17 protein-coding genes are annotated in these 17,502 nt (G+C 34.1%); 8 read left to right on the top strand and 9 right to left on the bottom strand.

The window, feature by feature from the left end; genetic code table 11:
* Window positions 1–55: 55 nt before the first annotated feature.
* The 4 genes from AC1RRQ_RS22920 (at window position 56) to AC1RRQ_RS22905 (ending at window position 2,466) form a co-directional block, all read left to right on the top strand.
* The gene (locus AC1RRQ_RS22920; RefSeq protein ID WP_493025345.1) at window positions 56–718 is read left to right on the top strand and encodes a DEAD/DEAH box helicase; all 663 of its coding nucleotides are present in this window, start codon (window positions 56–58) and stop codon (window positions 716–718) included.
* Window positions 719–811: 93 nt separating this feature from the next.
* Window positions 812–1,030: a putative signal transducing protein gene (locus AC1RRQ_RS22915; RefSeq protein WP_343695229.1), complete on the top strand. Its 219-nt coding sequence runs from the start codon at window positions 812–814 to the stop codon at window positions 1,028–1,030.
* A 98-nt stretch (window positions 1,031–1,128) separates the two neighbouring features.
* Window positions 1,129–1,932 (top strand): Cof-type HAD-IIB family hydrolase, encoded by an 804-nt coding sequence (locus AC1RRQ_RS22910; protein WP_493025344.1) that lies wholly within the window; start codon window positions 1,129–1,131, stop codon window positions 1,930–1,932.
* 6 nt (window positions 1,933–1,938) lie between these two features.
* On the top strand, window positions 1,939–2,466 hold the full coding sequence (locus AC1RRQ_RS22905; protein ID WP_493025343.1) for a GNAT family N-acetyltransferase: 528 nt from the start codon (window positions 1,939–1,941) through the stop codon (window positions 2,464–2,466).
* A gap of 79 nt (window positions 2,467–2,545) precedes the next feature.
* Here the strand turns inward: AC1RRQ_RS22905 and AC1RRQ_RS22900 are convergent, their stop codons facing one another.
* Complete coding sequence (locus tag AC1RRQ_RS22900; protein WP_493025342.1) at window positions 2,546–3,070, bottom strand: hypothetical protein; 525 nt, start codon at window positions 3,068–3,070, stop codon at window positions 2,546–2,548.
* A 503-nt stretch (window positions 3,071–3,573) separates the two neighbouring features.
* Between AC1RRQ_RS22900 and mtaB the strand changes: the two genes are divergently transcribed.
* The gene (mtaB, locus tag AC1RRQ_RS22895; protein WP_493025340.1) at window positions 3,574–4,908 is read left to right on the top strand and encodes a tRNA (N(6)-L-threonylcarbamoyladenosine(37)-C(2))-methylthiotransferase MtaB; all 1,335 of its coding nucleotides are present in this window, start codon (window positions 3,574–3,576) and stop codon (window positions 4,906–4,908) included.
* Window positions 4,909–5,063: 155 nt separating this feature from the next.
* Here mtaB and AC1RRQ_RS22890 read toward each other — a convergent pair whose 3' ends face one another.
* The 8 genes from AC1RRQ_RS22890 to AC1RRQ_RS22855 all read right to left on the bottom strand — a co-directional run bounded on the left by AC1RRQ_RS22890 (window position 5,064) and on the right by AC1RRQ_RS22855 (window position 14,204).
* Window positions 5,064–5,573, bottom strand: a complete 510-nt coding sequence (locus AC1RRQ_RS22890) for a hypothetical protein (protein ID WP_493025338.1) — start codon at window positions 5,571–5,573, stop codon at window positions 5,064–5,066.
* Window positions 5,574–5,690: 117 nt separating this feature from the next.
* The gene (locus tag AC1RRQ_RS22885; RefSeq protein ID WP_493025337.1) at window positions 5,691–6,407 is read right to left on the bottom strand and encodes a 3-ketoacyl-ACP reductase; all 717 of its coding nucleotides are present in this window, start codon (window positions 6,405–6,407) and stop codon (window positions 5,691–5,693) included.
* Between the two features lie 113 nt (window positions 6,408–6,520).
* Window positions 6,521–7,108, bottom strand: a complete 588-nt coding sequence (locus AC1RRQ_RS22880) for an LURP-one-related family protein (protein ID WP_493025336.1) — start codon at window positions 7,106–7,108, stop codon at window positions 6,521–6,523.
* A 55-nt stretch (window positions 7,109–7,163) separates the two neighbouring features.
* Window positions 7,164–9,293 (bottom strand): vWA domain-containing protein, encoded by a 2,130-nt coding sequence (locus AC1RRQ_RS22875; protein WP_493025334.1) that lies wholly within the window; start codon window positions 9,291–9,293, stop codon window positions 7,164–7,166.
* Between the two features lie 79 nt (window positions 9,294–9,372).
* On the bottom strand, window positions 9,373–10,350 hold the full coding sequence (locus AC1RRQ_RS22870; RefSeq protein WP_493025333.1) for a hypothetical protein: 978 nt from the start codon (window positions 10,348–10,350) through the stop codon (window positions 9,373–9,375).
* Window positions 10,351–10,352: 2 nt separating this feature from the next.
* A complete protein-coding gene (locus AC1RRQ_RS22865; protein ID WP_493025400.1) occupies window positions 10,353–10,853 on the bottom strand; it encodes an RNA polymerase sigma factor in 501 nt (166 codons plus the stop codon).
* 284 nt (window positions 10,854–11,137) lie between these two features.
* Window positions 11,138–13,294, bottom strand: a complete 2,157-nt coding sequence (locus AC1RRQ_RS22860; RefSeq protein ID WP_493025331.1) for a prolyl oligopeptidase family serine peptidase — start codon at window positions 13,292–13,294, stop codon at window positions 11,138–11,140.
* A gap of 73 nt (window positions 13,295–13,367) precedes the next feature.
* Window positions 13,368–14,204 (bottom strand): DUF6929 family protein, encoded by an 837-nt coding sequence (locus tag AC1RRQ_RS22855; protein ID WP_493025330.1) that lies wholly within the window; start codon window positions 14,202–14,204, stop codon window positions 13,368–13,370.
* 217 nt (window positions 14,205–14,421) lie between these two features.
* On the opposite strand from AC1RRQ_RS22855, the gene AC1RRQ_RS22850 reads away from it, so the two are divergent.
* The 3 genes from AC1RRQ_RS22850 (at window position 14,422) to AC1RRQ_RS22840 (ending at window position 17,382) form a co-directional block, all read left to right on the top strand.
* Window positions 14,422–15,303 (top strand): PPK2 family polyphosphate kinase, encoded by an 882-nt coding sequence (locus tag AC1RRQ_RS22850; protein ID WP_493025329.1) that lies wholly within the window; start codon window positions 14,422–14,424, stop codon window positions 15,301–15,303.
* A gap of 314 nt (window positions 15,304–15,617) precedes the next feature.
* Window positions 15,618–16,217: a porin family protein gene (locus tag AC1RRQ_RS22845; RefSeq protein ID WP_493025328.1), complete on the top strand. Its 600-nt coding sequence runs from the start codon at window positions 15,618–15,620 to the stop codon at window positions 16,215–16,217.
* Between the two features lie 178 nt (window positions 16,218–16,395).
* Window positions 16,396–17,382 carry a sensor histidine kinase gene (locus AC1RRQ_RS22840; protein WP_493025326.1) on the top strand — a complete coding sequence of 329 codons (987 nt, stop codon included), beginning with the start codon at window positions 16,396–16,398 and terminating at the stop codon, window positions 17,380–17,382.
* The last annotated feature ends 120 nt before the right edge of the window (window positions 17,383–17,502 follow it).

Below are 17,502 nucleotides of genomic sequence, written 5' to 3'. Positions count from 1 at the left end.
TTTAAAAATTATTTTAGCTTATAGCTTAATGCTTAAAGCTTAAAGCATAAAAAAAATGAAACTAAAAAAAATAAACGAGAAATTACAAGACGCTTTAATTGAAAACGGTTTAACAGAAGCAAACATTTTGCAGATGGAAACTTTTTCGACTATAAAAAGCGGTGCAGATTGTATTATTATTTCTCCTGAAAAAAGCGGAAAAACAACGACGATTGTTTTAAATGTTATTCAGCAATTGGCAGGACAAACCGAAGAATCGCCGCGCGCTTTGATTATTGTAGAAGACAAAGCAAAAGTGCTTGAAATGGAAGAACTTTTTGAGAAGTATGGAAAATATACCAATCTTGAAGTCTATGGTGTGCATGACAAAGGCGACATGGATTACGATAAAAATTATGTTTCTACCGGAATTGATGTTTTAATTGGTACGCCAAATAAATTGAGTGATATGTTCTCGACGGCGGGTTATAATGTAAACCGTTTAAAGATGTTTATTTTGGATGATGCTGACCCAATTTTGAAACTTCGCCATGAAACCAAGATTATGCGTATTTCAAACAGTATTGCCAAAACACAACGTTTGATTTTTGCTGAAACTCTGACAGAACGCATCGAAATCTTAGCAGATAAAATGCTCTTGGAACCTTATTTATTTGATATGGATGAAGAAGGCGAAGAGGAACTTGATGAAGAAGAAGACGATATTGAAGAAGAGTAAATAGTCGCAGTTTTCAGTCACAGTTTTCAGTACTGAAAACTGCGACTGGATGAGACTGAAAACTAAAATAATAATTTAAATAAAATAAATGCCATGGGATTAATGAAGGTGTATTCAGGAAGCGAAGTATTAGCAATTGCTTTACAGGAAAGATTAGAAGAGGCTGGGGTAGAAACAGTAAAAAAAGATAATATTCAATCAGCTCGTTTAGGAGGTTTTGGCGGTACAGATTTGGCTGTTGAGGTTTTTATTCAGGAAACAGATTTTGCAAAAGCAAATCCGGTTATTGAAGAATTTAGAATGAGTCTTTAAGAGTTTTCAGTTTTCAGTCACAGTTTTCAGTTGTTACTGAGACCGCGACTGTTCACTGAGACTGAATACTGAGACTGAATACTGTAAACTGAAAAAAAATGCAATACAAAATGTTAGTTCTCGACATGGATGATACCTTGTTGACAGACGACCACAAAATTTCAGATTTAAATAAAAAAGTATTATTAGAAGCGCAGGCAAAAGGAGTTTATGTTGTTTTGGCTTCAGGGCGACCGACTTCTGCTATGACGGCTTACGCTAAAGAGCTGGAATTAGATTTGAACGATTCTTATATGCTTTCCTATAATGGTGCTATTATCAGCCGTGTAAAAGACGATCTTGTTTTATTTGAACAGAAGTTGACTCCAGAACAAATTCATGAATTATACGATTATAGTGTGAAAATGAAAACGCACATTATAACTTATTTGGATGAAGAAATTATAAGCGAAACCGATTCTGAGTATATTGAAATCGAAAAAGAAATTACAGGTATGCCGCATCTAAAAGTTTCGAGTTTTAAAGATGCTGTAGATCGACCAGCCGTTAAATGCATTTTATTAGAAGATCCTGCTTATTTAAAAGAAGTAGAAAAAGATTTAAAAGCAGCAATGCCTCATTTGAGCGTTTCAATGTCTAAACCTTTTTTCCTTGAAGTAGCTCAAAACGGAATCGACAAAGCGGCTAGTTTAAAGCTTTTAGCAGAGAAACTCGGAATTCATCAAAGCGAAATTATCGCGGTTGGTAATGCCGGAAATGACTTAACCATGATCGAATATGCCGGTTTGGGCGTTTGGGTTGATAATGTAACGCCTGAACTGCGCGATAAAGCAGACTTAATTGTGGCTTCAAATAATAATGACGGTGTTGCCGAAGTAGTACAAAAATATATTCTAAATTAATATCTGATGAAAAATCCAATCGAAACAGAACGTTTATTATTAAGAGAAGTAGTTTTTTCAGATGTTGACGGAATGTTCGAACTGGATTCTAACCCAAATGTTCATACTTACCTTGGAAACAAACCTGTTACTACTATTGAACAAAGCAGGGAATATATCGAATTTCTGCAGCAGCAATACAAAGATTTTGGAACCGGGCGCTGGGCTGTAATTCTTAAAGAAACCAATGAATTTATTGGCTGGTCTGGTATAAAATTTATTACAGACGAGATTAATAACCATCAAAATTTTTATGAAATTGGTTATCGTTTTATAGAAAAGCATTGGGGAAAAGGTTATGCAACCGAAGCCGGAAAAGCTTTTATAGATCATGCATTCAACGAAATGAAAGTTGAGGCTGTATATGCCTATGCAGATGAAGGGAATGATAACTCAAGAAAAATTCTCGAAAAGCTGGGTTTACAATTTGTAAACTCTTTTGAACATGAAGGAGAAAGAGAAGTTTGGTATGAAATAAAAAATCCAAACTTATAAATTCTAAGAAATGCGTTCCAAATCTTTGAAATCTTATTGGATAAGGTTTGCAAAGATTTGGAAAACGTCGTTTCTTAAATTATTTTTTAGCTACAGAAACAAAATATTTATTTCCGTCACCCATTGTCAGTTTTACACGTTCGTCGCAAAGATCGATTGCAAAATTTGCACTTTCGTAGCAGCTGCAAGTTGTGTTTTTATCTTTAGACATTTCAGTTTTACAATTGTTGTTTTTGAATGTCGCCAATTGCGGAGTATATAAACTTACTAAATCTGTTGAAGCCGTTACTAAAGAAATGATACTTGCTGAATTATTATTTGTAATTCTGTAAACAATTCTATCAGTATAATTTACCTCGTTTACAGTTACTTTACGAATGTAGGTATAAGCTGTAGATCCTTCACCTGGCTCTTTTACTTCAAATTTGAATCCAACGGCACGAATTGCAATATCAAATTGTGACTGCGAATTTAAACTCGCCCAATTTGTTAATGTACTAATTGATGGAAATGGATTAGCATTTGCAGCTGGAGCATTAGTTTGCGCTTGCGAACTAAAAATGGTTAAGAACATCAAGCAGATTGTGGGTAAAAATGCTTTCATAAAGTCGTGGTATTTGTAATTTTATTTTGCCTACTCTTTCTGGTTTTCGGCCTTCCCATTCGTTTTTTAGTAACAAAACAACAACATAACGATTGAAATTCAAAATTGTTATGAGTGATTTGTTATAATATTAATATTAACACTTAATTTTTTTATATTTCTAATTAAATCAGCAAAATAACTAAACAAAGTTAAATGTAAGAAAATTTTAATTTAAACCTCAAAAAAATGTATTTAATCGATGAAATTTGCACTTAATCGATGTTTTTGTCATTTTATTCTTATTGAATTGAAAATAATTCTCTTGCCGACAGCCCAAAATCAAAGGTCTTTAAATTTGTTAATTGGTTTTTTAATGCGTTTTAAAATAGATGTTTAATGCAAAATGTTGATATATAGTGTATTATTGATTTTATTTTAAAGAATATTGTATGTAAATTTGCAAACTCTTTAAAAGAGATGTAAATATAATATCTTACTACTTATAAATGTAGTGTATTCCTATGGAAAATAGAAAAAAAGTTGCTTTTTATACGCTTGGCTGCAAATTGAATTTTTCAGAAACTTCTACGATTGCCAGAAACTTTAATGATGAAGGTTTTGATCGTGTCGATTTTGAAGATGTTGCAGATATATATGTCATCAATACTTGCTCTGTAACTGATAATGCTGATAAGCAGTTTAAGCAGGTTGTAAAAAAAGCAATGAAATTAAATGATAAAGCTTTTGTTGCCGCAGTTGGATGTTACGCCCAATTAAAGCCGGAAGAATTAGCAGCAGTTGATGGTGTTGATTTGGTTTTAGGAGCTACAGAAAAATTTAAAATCACAGATTATATTCATGACCTGAGTAAAAACGATATGGGTGAAGTTCATTCATGTGAAATATCTGAGGCTGATTTTTATGTGGGAAGTTATTCTATTGGCGATCGTACCAGAGCGTTCTTAAAAGTTCAGGATGGATGCGATTACAAATGTACCTATTGCACAATTCCGCTGGCCCGTGGAATTTCCAGAAGTGATGCTTTAGAAAATGTCTTAAAAAATGCCAAAGAAATCTCGGCACAAAATATCAGAGAAATTGTTTTAACTGGTGTAAATATAGGGGATTACGGAAAAGGAGAATTCGGGAATAAAAAACACGAACATACTTTTCTTGATTTAGTTAAGGCTTTAGACGAAGTTGAAGGGATCGAACGTCTTCGAATTTCATCTATCGAACCTAATTTATTGAAAAATGAAACGATCGATTTTGTTTCAAAAAGCAGAACTTTTGTACCTCATTTTCATATTCCGCTGCAATCAGGAAGCAATGATATTTTAAAACTGATGAAACGTCGTTATTTACGTGAAGTTTATACAGATCGTGTAAACAAAATTCGCGAAGTAATGCCTCACGCTTGTATTGGTGTAGACGTTATTGTTGGTTTTCCTGGTGAAACCGATGAACATTTCTTAGAAACGTATCATTTCTTAAACGAAATGGATATTTCCTATCTGCACGTTTTTACCTATTCTGAAAGAGATAATACCGAAGCTGTTGGAATGGACGGCATAGTTCCTGCGAATGTAAGAGCAAAACGAAGCAAAATGTTACGCGGTTTATCAGTTAAAAAACGTCGTGCTTTTTACGAAAGCCAGTTAGGAACCAATAGAACAGTTTTATTTGAAAGCGAAAATAAAGAAGGTTACATTCATGGTTTTACTGAAAACTACGTTAAAGTAAAAACACCATGGAATCCGGAATTAATTAATACGCTTCACGAAATCAATTTAACGAAGATTGATGAAGACGGAAGTGTTCGCATGGAGTTCATAAATAAATTAGCAGAAGCATAAAACGCATAGTCATTGCGAGAAACGAAGCAATCACGCTAAAATAAACAAGTTTGCTGGTTAAAAACAATACATAATGTGATTGCTTCGTTTCTCGCAATGACTAAAAGCATAAAATGAAAAAGCCCTTTTTTAAAAAGGGCTTTTTCATTTTATAATTATTTCTGATTCTCAGGAATCACTAATTTCAGAGAATTAATATAATCTGTATCAAACTCGATAACTCTTATTTTTTCGGGATTAAAACTCAATTCTCCGCCAAATTGTCCTCTTGTATCCAGAAAGTCGATTAAAAGTTCTTCATCGTTTAAAGAAATTAGTTTTCCTAAATAAGCAGATTTTGCAGACTTTTTAGAAATCTGAAAAATGCCGTGTTTAGTATTGATGAAATTTAAAATCGAATTCAAATCCCTAATCGGAATAATATCTTCGGCATTGGTTTTTAAACCTTTTAAGCGTATTACTTTTTCGGTAAAAGCCAAATCCTGATCTCTGTGAATTGCTTCGATGTTTTTATTTTTCAGAATTACATAGCCATCCAAAATATAATCAACCGGATTGTTTCGAAGCAAAATCCAATCATCAGAATAATCAATAAGAAAACCGGTAAAAATTTCTTTCTTATCCTGAAATTCTATGGCAATTAATTGTCTTAAATATTGTTCCATTTGATTTTGTGTTAAGGCTGTTAAGAACTTTGTCAAAGTTTCAAAAAATTCCAATATTTTTAAATTCCAAATTCCAATTGCTTAAGAATTGGAATTTAGAATTTTAGTATTGTAATTTTAAGGATTCGTCGACCAAATACTGCTGTTTTTTATAAAAACGCGTCGGTTTAATTTCAGCTGAGCGATAATCAATTCGGCGATATCTTCAGACTGCATTACTTTTTCCGGATTTCCATCGGTTAACTTTAAATCGATTGCAAGATCAGTTGCTACTGTACTTGGCGTTAAGGCCGTAACACGAATATTGTGTTTTCTCATTTCCTGCATTAATGAATCGGTTAATCCTAAAACAGCAAATTTTGAAGCACTGTAAGCACTTGTTACAGCATTTCCGTTTAATCCTGCGGTTGAAGAAATATTGATAATATCACCCGTTTGTCTTTCGATCATGTTTGGAATCACGGCACGAGTTGTATAGTAAGTTCCCATTAGATTAACCTGAATGATTCTTTCCCACTCAGCTGGCTCTAATTCCAGGAATTTTCCAAAAGCACCAATTCCGGCATTATTGATTAAGATGTCAATCGTTTTAAATTCGGCTAAAGCTTTTTCAACTGCAGTATTTACAGAGTTGATGTCAGAAACATCAGCAGATAAAGCCAACGATTTTACACCTAATTTATTGGTTTCAACTGCCAGTTTATCTACATCGGCCTGAGTTCTTGCCACTAAAATTACGTTTACGCCTTCTTTTGCCAAAGCAACTGCAATGGCTTTTCCAATTCCTTTTCCAGCGCCTGTAATAAGCGCATTTTTATTTTTTAAGTCCGTCATGATTTATTTTTTAGAAATGCAGAAAGCATCATTTTAAGTCTAACAAAAATAAAACTTTTGAAAACTAAAATGATGCTTTTAAGTATTTTCTTAATCTAAGTTTAACAACTTTCTTATTCTTTCAAAACCATATCGATACACATTACGGCAGCAAGAATTAATTGTCTCAGCGGACTGTCCTGAGCTACTGTTTCTTCAATTTGAAGCACATAATTGTCAGCGCTGGTAAAAAACTCTTTACCCAATCCGGCCCATTTTTTACTTACCTGAGCCAGCTGTTTATTTTCGTGCGAGAATTTAAAATCCCAGCCTGTCCATTTTCCTTGCAATGTTGCAACAGGTTTTTCATTTTTATCTAAAATGTCAAATTTACCGCCAATAGAAAAGAACTTTTGTTTGAATGTTCCAATCAATCTGTCTTTTTCGTCAAAAACTTCAACAGTCGAACGGAAAATGGCCACTCCTCTTTTTACAGAAATTAATTTTTCTCCAGATGCCGTTGTAATTTCAATATTAAAAGGCGTTGCTCTTTTGTAATCTGTAAAACGAAGCACTTTGGTAAAAAATCCAAGATTGTTTTCTCGGCAGTTCATGATTATTTGGTTCGTTTCCGGATTGTATATATCATAATTATTAGCGGCTTTAAACATTCCGATATGTTCTTTAACTAAAAATAGATTCTGGCTTAAAATTGGGTTCATACGTTTATATAAAAATTAGTGTTTGGAATAAAGCCCAAATGTAAAGAAATATTTATTAATTATAGTGTTCGGAAGTTTCAACAAGACGAATAAATTCGGCTTTGTAACCTCCTTTATCGTTTGACATTCCCTGCTGTGCTAATGCCGCAATATCTTCTGAAGATTTTTGAGTAATTAATTTTGAATCTCTTAATTTTAGTCCAAACCAAGCTACGGCAACACTGAATTTAAAATCATCACTCGCTTTGTCTAACACAACCGATTTGTTGTTGATTACCTGAACCATTTCGACGCTTTTATCTCCGTCAGGTTTTTTGTAACGGAATTTTATGGTAGCCAGTTCATTGTTGTAATTGTTTAAATTCGTTGTGGTTTTTGTGTATTTTAAATCGTCTGGCTGTTGGTTTAAAAAATCGCTTTTTACACCGGCAGGAATAATTTCATACAAAGCCGTAACGGTATGATTGCTTCCTAATTCTCCCGCATCGATTGCATCATTTTTAAAATCTTCCGGGCGAAGTTTTCTGTTTTCGTAACCAATTAATCGATACGCCTGAACTTGTTTAGGATTAAATTCAATCTGAATTTTTACATCTTTTGCAATCGCAAACATCGAACCTTTAAATTCTTTTCCAAGAAAACGATTGGCTTCCTGAATGTTATCGATATAAGCGTAATTTCCGTTTCCTTTATCGGAAAGAATTTCCATTTTACTGTCTTTGTAATTTCCCATTCCATAACCCAGACAAGTTAAGAAAACGCCTGTTTTTCTTTTTTCCTCGATTAGTTTTTCCATATCAGTATTAGAAGAATCACCTACGTTAAAATCACCATCAGTAGCCAGAATTACACGATTGTTGCCATTTTTAATAAAGTTTTCTGATGCAATTTTGTAAGCCAGCTCAATTCCGGCACCTCCGGCTGTGCTTCCTCCAGCTTCTAATTTATCCAGCGCTTTAATGATTGTTTTTTTCTCATCTCCAGAAGTGGGAGCCAAAACCATTCCGGCTGCTCCGGCATAAACCACGATTGCTACTTTGTCTTTTGGATGCAGTTCGTTTACCAATATTTTCATGGATTGTTTTAATAAAGGCAGTTTGTTCATGTCGCTCATTGATCCCGAAACATCAATTAAAAAAACAAGATTAGATGCTGGTAAATCATCTGTAGGGATGTTTTTTCCCTGTAAACCAATTTTAAGGATTTTATTTTTGGAGTTCCAAGGCGAATCGCTTACTTCTGTATTGATAGAAAACGGATGTTCGTTTTTGGGCTGCGGATAATTGTATTTAAAAAAGTTCACCATTTCTTCAACACGCACAGCATCTTTTGGAACTTCTTGTCCGCTGTTCAAAAAACGTCTGATATTGGTGTAAGACGCATTATCAACATCAATAGAAAAAGTAGAAAGCGGTGCTGTTTTTGGACTTTCGAAAGCATTTTCTACAAAAGAATTGTAATCTTCCTGAGTTGGTTCAACAGGATTTGGTCTGATAATGTTTAATCTTTTATCTAATTCTTGTTCCGAAAGATTTTTGTAAAGTTCGTTTTTGGTCGCAATTACAACAGCTCCATTGGCCGCTTTATTTCCGTAAATAGCAGCAGCGGATTGGTCTTTTAAAACTTTTACATCGTCAATATCATTCGGATTTATTTTTGCCATTTGATCTGCTTTTATCGGAACACCGTCTACAATATACAAAGGCTCATTTTTGGCAGCAATAGATTCGGCACTGCGCATTGCAACACTTGGAGCTGGCATGTATTGACTTTTTGAAGCAATCTGAACTCTCGCAACTGAACCTCGAACCACACTAGCCGATGCTGTTGTCATTTTCTTTCTGGATTTTGCAGTTCCATAACCTACCATAACAACTTCCTGCAGCTGATTTGCGTTTTCTTTTAGTATAACATTGATAACATTAGAATCTTTTACAGTAACGGTTTGAGTGTCCATTCCAACAAAGCTGAAAACGAGAATATCTCCTTTTTGGGCTTTAATACTGTATTGTCCGTCATAATTGGTAGCGGCGGTTGCTTTTGTTTTTTGAATGTATACCGTAACTCCCGGAAGCGGTGCCGTATTTACATCAGTAACTGTTCCTGTAATCGTTCTTTCCTGCGCCATTGTTACGAAACATATAAGCATAGCAATGGCTGATGAAATAAGTTTTAGACTTTTCATGATAATAAGTTTTAAGTGAATGTTGTGATTTTATCTTTGTCAAAGTCTTAAACTTTGACAAAGATTTTTTGAGTTTTGGCTATTTTTTTAAAGCCGGTTTTCCTGTTTTTGTAGTAATAATAACAACTCCTTTTTTTCCTTTTTCGCCATATTTTGAAGTAGCTTCAAGGTCTTGTAAAATAGTAATCGTTTTAATGTCTTGTTTATCTAAAGGAGCGTAAGGACTTGTTGGATTATTGCCGAATAAGTCATTTTCTGAATAATAAATACCATCAATGATGTATAACGGATTGTCAAGAACAACAAGCGAATCTACATTTTCCGGATCCAGATTCGGGAGTTCGTTTTGCATCATTTTATCTTTTTTGGCATCGTTGCTGTCTGCCATGGCGTTTCCGTTTAGTATTACCAAAGGAGCACTTTTTCTTGGAGCTCGGGCCTGCATTTCTGCTGCAGAAGCTTTATAGGTTTCTCTTTCTGCTTTTTTTGCGTAACCGAAACTTTGCTCTGTTCTTGCTTTAGATTTTGCAAGCGTATTTTCTTCTGGTTCTTCTGCTACGGCTTCTTCTGCTAATGCCGGAACTGGCTGCACCATAATGTCATAATTTGCAGCTTGGCTTGCAACAGGAGCAATAGATCCCATTGGCGAAGCGTTTACTTCATGTACAGCGACTTTTTCCTGTTGTTTGATTTGTTTGTCGAGAATTTTAACGGCTTCTTCTTTTGGAACCAATGGCGTATCTGAAGAAACTACTACATTGTTTTTCTCTGCAGCCGAATTTTCTATCGTTTCTTTTGCCTTTTCATTTACTACTACAGGTGTTTCGATAATAGCTTTCTTATCGGTTTTTAAGAACTGATATCCTAAAGAGACTACTAATAAAAGAGAAGCTGCGACAGCGATTTTTTTCCAAAGAGAAATGGTTTTTCTATCTTCTTTTCTGTCGAGTTTTTCTTCAACGCGCGACCAGATCTTTTCCATTCCCGGAAAATCTTTGGTTTCTGCATTATCTGCAGCTTCCTTAAATCTGTTGAATATTTTATCTTGATTGTCCATGACTATTTTGCTTTTTGATAATACAATTTATTTACTAATTCCTTTAACTTGGTTTTGGCAGCATTCAATTGTGATTTTGATGTGCCTTCTGAAATGTTAAGCATCGCTGCAATTTCTTTGTGTCCAAAACCTTCAATAACAAAAAGGTTAAAAACAGTTTTACAGCCATCCGGAATATGGTTTAATAAATTGAGTAAATCTTCTTCTTCTAACGAGTTCATTTCTTCTGTAAAAGGCTGTGCAAGCACTTTTACATCATCAAGATACATATTGAAATTGGTATGTTTCTTAATGGTCGCCAAACAATGATTAACGGTTATTTTTCTGGCCCAGGCTTCAAAAGCTTTTTCTTCTTTAAGCTGATCCAGTTTCGTAAATATGGTATAGAAAGCGTCGGCTATAGCTTCTTCGATTTCTTCTTCCTTTTTGAGGTATCGTTTGCAAACGCGATACAATTTTGGAGCCATGTGCTCATAAACCTGACGCTGCGCATCGCGGTTCATTTTTTTGCAGTTAGAAATTTGAGTTTCGTTTATCACAATTTTGGTCTTTAATTATAAAGAGAGCGAAAAAGATAAAAAGGTTGGGACAGGGATGAAAAAAAGTTTAAAAAAGGCATATATTTTTTTAATAGATCGTTTTAAAGATACGATTTTATATGATATTCTTTGTGTAGACGCACTGCAGTGCGTCTCTACATTATTATTCTAATCAAAAAAAATGCGAATCTCTGTGGTATAATTACAACACAGAGATTCGCAAAGAAAAAAAATATTAGTTGAATTTATTATTTCGCAATTTGAAATTTTGGATTCCCAACCTGCCATAATGCGAAAGAAAATATATCAGCGCTGTCATTGTAGGTTACATCTAAATCATTAGAGAAATGTCCGTTTGCGTAATTTACATGTAATAATATAGGATTGTCTGAGCCATTATAATTTTGTAAAATCGCAGCAAACTTTGCTGGTTCCCACGAAGCGACTCTTCCGTCGTTCATTCCGGTATGAACTAATACGGCAGGATATTTTTCTCCCTTTTTAACTTTAGTCTGCGAATCCATTTCCAGAATATTTTTAAAATCTTCTTCGTTTTTTAAAGTACCCACTTCCGGTATCTGGTTTGGACCATTTGGAGTGGTTTCCATTCGTATCGTATTGGTACAGCCTACTTCTATAATAGCGGCTTTAAAAAGATCAGGACGTGCTGTTATAGATCTTCCAATTAATACCCCGCCCATGCTGGCGCCATTTCCAATAAGTTTATCTGCAGCTGTATATTTTTCTTTTATCAAATATTCAGAGCAGGCAATAAAATCTTTCCATGTATTGGGTTTATTGGCTTTTTGACCTCCTTTATGCCATGCAGCGCCTTTCTCGCCGCCACCTCTTACGTGTGCAATTGCAATTACTGTATTTTGCTCTAATAATGCCATTAAACCTTCGCCAATAAAATAAGGCGTACTGCTTATTCCATACGCGCCGTAACCGCTAATATAGCAAGGCGTAGAACCATCCATTTTCATGTTTTTAGGATAAATGATTGATAACGGAACCATTACGCCGTCATGACTTGGTACTTCAACTTCTTTTACCGTAAATTGTTTTGAAAAGTCAGGATAAGCGCCGCTTGAAATAAATTGTTCGGATTTTTTTAACTGACCTGTTGCTCCGTTATAATCGTAACCTGTAGAAGGTGTGATCCAGCCGTTGTTAAAAAACCTCATATTGTCGTTTTCATTTTCATTTAAAGCAAAACCTCCATTTGATCCTTCCGGCAGAGGAACCTTTTTGCTGTCTAATGTTTTAGGATTGATTTGATATTTGTCCTGAATAATTCCGTTACTTAAACTATAATAGATGAAGTTTTTCGTTTTTTGCATTCTGCGTAAAACTTTATCGCTTTCGGGAATTATAATTTTAGCTTTTTCGATATTTAAATCTTTTAGATCAGTTAATCCTAATTTAAAATTGGGAGCATTTTTATGCGAAAGGAAGAAAAGTTTGTCTCCCATTATTTCATAACTGTTTATTTCGTCTTCGAATTTAATAAGCGGTTTCCAATTTATTTTTGGATTGTTAAGTTCTGAGTACGGAGCATAAAAAGCCAATATTTCGTTTTTGGTAGATCCCATCTGTAAAATTACGTATGAGTAATTGTCCGAAAAGAAAATATGCGGAAACTGTTCAGGCAGCAGATTTAAGTTTGGATTATTTTCTTTTGAAGCCAGAATTTTGTCTGTTTCAGGATTAGTGCCAATAATATGAAGCAGCGATTTCATGTTTTTTAAGAAATCATCACTAGAACTATCGCTGCTTTTCATTTTGGTATACACAATGGCTTTACTGTCGGCTGTAAACTCAAAATTGAATCCACCCCAGACAGGAGTTAGTTTATCCGAAAGAAATGTTTTTGATTTGAGATCCATAATTCGGAGATCAGCAACTTCAGAACCATCTTGCGACAAGGTGAGAGCCAGTTTTTTTTGGTCCGGACTTATTGTAAAATTGCTAATGGTCGAACCTTTTTTGTATGTATTAGGATCGAGTAATAAAACTTCAGTTCCGTTGATGCCTTCACGGAAGTACAACTTTTCAACGCTTTCTTCTTTCTTGTTTTTAGTGTAGTAATAATTTTCTCCAAATTGTTTTACAATCGAGTAAGTATCTCCCCCTAAAGCCTGAATTTCTTTCATTCGATTAAAAAGAGCATCACGTCCGGAGATCTTTTTAATAACCGTATTGGTATAATTATACTGATCTTTAAACCAGTTTTGAACTTCAGGACTCTTCATGTCTTCCAGCCATCTATACGAATCGGTGATTTTTGTTCCAAAATAATCGTCGACTACCGGATGTTCTGGTGTTGCAGGATATTTATATTGGGCTTGTATTGTTTGGCTTGTAATAAAAACTAAAAGAGCGAAAGCGGTTTTTCTGATCATTATTTTGTGGTTTATAATTGATATTCATGTAATAGTGTAAAAACAAAGACTGCCTTGACAGAAAACTGTTACATTATTTTACAGGAATTATCAATTTAAAAATCTTTGTTTCTAACAATTCCGTATCATTATCCTCACAAAGTAAAAACTCAATTTTGTTGTTTTCTTTTTTATAGAAAGTCAAACCTTCAAATTTATTGGTTGAAGTTATTTTTTGAGTAAAATCGATTTTCATGGTTTTAAGATCGATTCTGCCAATGAAACTTCCCAGGATTTCGCCATCGTCGTAAGTCGATTTTGTGTCTTCGGCGGTCGAAAGGAAATAAATTTTGTCTTCGACTAAAATAGCATCGGTAAAACTGGAACGAACGCCTTTTATTTTTGGAAGTTTATAATTGGTGGCAACCAAAGCAAATTCATCACCCAGACTTTTGGCATGAATCGTAAAAATGGTGTTTTTGTTTGAAATTCCGTTGCCGCGGTTGAATAAATACCAGTTTTCGCCGTCAAAAACCGCCCCTTCCAGATTGAAATCTTCTGGTTTTATAGAACCGAAATTTTGCATCACTGCATATAAATCGACCAGATTGTTTTTTTGTAAAACTTTTTTGTTTTTAATATCAAATTCAATCATTTTATTTCGGTTTTCGGTAGAGCCGGAACCAAAAACATACAACGTATCATTATGATGGGTTAAAGATTCAAAATCAGGTTTTAGATTTTTAGGGATGTTCTGTGTTGGGTTATCGATTAAAGCGTGCTGATTCAATTGCTTATTCTGCATATTGTATTCGTATAAGAATCCACTGTTGTCGCCAATAATATAAAGTGCATCATTGTTATAAAATAATCCTGATGCCGAACCGATTCCGATGATTTGAAATAATATTTCTAATGTGAATTTTTCCATGAAAGTTGTTTTGAAAATAGGTGTTTAGCCCTGATAGAAATGGAAATACTTTGAAAAGAAATTGAATTTTTTCCTGACAGAACAAAGCGACTCCCGATGTATCGGGATAAGCTCTTGTTATGGCTTTGGAAAAAAGCAGTTTATTGAAAAGTATTGCAATGAATAGCAGGAATATGCTTCGTAAAATTACTATATTTATAATACAAAATTTGAAAATATGAAATCAATAGATCCAAAAGATTTTAAAGTTACAGATAAAATTAAATTAAGTAAAATTCCAACTCTGCTTGATATTGATGCCAGTGATGATGAAAAAGAAGAAAAACTGGATAAAGTTCAGGCGAAATTGAGTGATTTTCAGGATGTGATGTATGCACACAATAAATACGGGGTTTTGATTTGTCTTCAGGGCATGGATACTTCAGGAAAAGATAGTTTGATTAGAGAAGTTTTTAAAGAATTTAATCCGCGCGGGGTTGTGGTGCATAGTTTTAAAACGCCAAATTCGTCAGAACTGGAACACGATTATTTATGGCGTCATTATATTGCTTTGCCGGAAAAAGGAAAGTTTGCGATTTTTAACAGAACGCATTATGAAAATGTTTTGGTTACGCGCGTGCATCCGGAATTTATTTTGGCAGAGAATTTACCGGGAATCAATTCTGTTGACGATATTACGCCGAAGTTTTGGAAAAAGAGAATCGAGCAGATCAATAATTTTGAAAGTCATATTGCCGAAAACGGAACTATTGTCATGAAGTTTTTTCTGCATTTGAGTAAAGAGGAACAACGTCAGCGTTTGTTACGCCGACTTGAGGAAGGAAAACACAATTGGAAATTTTCTCCAGGAGATTTAAAAGAACGCGAACACTGGGATGAATATCAGGAATATTATGAAGATGCCATAAATAAAACATCAACAGATCATGCGCCGTGGTATATTATTCCGGCTGATGATAAAGATATGGCGCGTTATATTGTGGCTAAAATTATTTGGGAAGAAATGAAAAAGTATACCGATATTCAAGAACCAGAGCTGGACGATAAAATAAAAGCCAATTTTGAGCTTTATAAAGAGCAGCTAAAAAAAGAGTCTTAATAGCTGTCGTCTTGACACAAATATTTTGAACACGGATTTCACCAATTTTCACCAATTTTAATGGGTTAATCTTCTCTGCGAAATTAATTTCACAAACAAATTAGTGACAATTAGTGCAATTCGTGTTATTTTTTGTACTTGTGTCCACATGGTAGGTCTAAATAGGCTTTTTTTTTGCTTTCAAATTTCAGTTGAATTCAAAACAGAAAATCTTAAAGAGTCCGTTGGTCAAAACAATATTGTAGTTCATCAAACTAATTTTAATAGCGTTTGAGGTTTGTGCTCCTTTGCATCAAATTAATAAAACTATTATCATGAACATGTACAAATTATTATTACTTACGACTGTTTTCGTACTCGGATTAATTTCTTCTAAAATCTATGCCCAATCTGCTTTTCCAGTTCATATTGGAATAAAAGGCGGTTCTAACTATTCTGAACTGCCAGTTTCAAAAGGATTTAATTCAGAATATGCAGCAGGATATTTTGGAGGCGTTATGGCCAGATTTGATTATAAGAGATTTTATATTCAAAATGAAATCCTGTATAGTGAGAAATCTTCTAAAATTGAAAAAACAACCTTGATTGAATCTAAAAATGCCAAATGGAGAAGCATCGAAATTCCATTGGTTATTGGTTACAAAGTGGTTGATCTTGCTGCTTTAAATGTTAGAGTTTTTGGAGGCGGGGTTTATTCGTATGTTTTGGATGAAAATTTTTCGTCATTAAATCAGTTAAAAACGGCCTATACCAAATTTGATAAATCTAATATCGGATATCAGGTTGGGGCAGGAGTTGAGTTTTGGAAATTTACACTCGATTTTACCTATCAGGGCGGATTAAATAATGTGAGCAAGAGTTTTAGTTCTAAGCCAAATTCTTTTAACGTGGGCGTTGGATATTTTTTCTTATAACTTCACTTTTTATTATAGAACCCTATGCACAGCAAAGAATCTTTTTGGTTCTTTGCTGTTTGTTTAGAAAATATAGGGTTAATTTTGAATATAAATTTTCTTATAAATTATTAAGATGGTTGCAAATTATAAAAATAGGCACTGGATATTTTTAGTCTTTTTTTGGAGCTTATTAGGTATGACAATCTGGGCACAGATGATCGAAGATTACGATTTTTTAACGGCTACAGTTCAGGCAGTTTTAGTTTTGTTTTGTTCTGCCGTTTTGGCTCATATTTTAAGTGATGTTATACTGCCTAAAGCACTAAAACAAAATAAAATGAATTGGTTTGCGGTACAAAGCGTTATTGTTGTACTGCTTTTGGCATTTTGTCTGTCATTGATTTATATTGTTTTTTCAGATTCGGTTTTGAGAAGAAAAGCCTATCCCGAAGCAGCAGATGTAGATTCGCTGCATTTTTTATGGGCAAGATTTTATGGCAACATTCCATCGGCTATTTTAATTTGCGGTACTGCCTGCGGACTTCGGTTTTATCAGGAACATAATGTCATCGAAAGAAATCATGCACAATTGCAGCAAGTTCATCTCGAAGCTCAAATCAAGATTTTACAGGATCAGATTAATCCGCATTTAATGTTTAATATCCTGAATCATATTCATATTCTAATGCAGAGCAATGTACAATTGGCGTCGGTTTTATTGGTTCAGTTTTCGGATATTTTGCGTTATCAATTGTATGAATGTAACAAGGAATATGTGCCGTTGCATCTTGAGATTAAATATTTAAAGGATTTAATTGCTGTTGAAGAAACCCGCTGGGGAAATGAACTGGAAGTAAAAAGTAAATGGAATATTGAGGATGGACAGCTTCAAATCGTGCCATTGCTTTTGGTTCCTTTAATAGAAAATGCTTTTAAACATGTTTCCCGACTTCCAAATGAAAAAGGATATGTTCATTTATCGTGCGAGCAAATAAACCATCAATTGAATTTTAGAATAGAAAACTCGTATACAGAACAATATAAAATTCCGTCTAAAAGCCAGGGATTAGGACTTGAAAACGTAAAGAAAAGGCTGGCGATTCAGTATCCGGAAAAACATCAATTCAATATCAATAAAACCGATTCTGATTTTACGGTCACAGTGGTTTTAGATTTAAAATGATTTTTTTTGCGACAAATTGCACGAATTAGCACGAATTTTTAATTTGCTAGAATTTAGCATAACGCTTTGTGTTCTTTGCATCCTTTGTAAAAACTAAAACTTTGCGAACTTTGCGTAAGC

The organism is Flavobacterium sp. GW821-FHT12A05 (assembly GCF_058807735.1).
The sequence above is the reverse complement of the archived record's forward strand: the minus strand, read 5'-3'. Positions and strand labels throughout refer to the sequence as shown.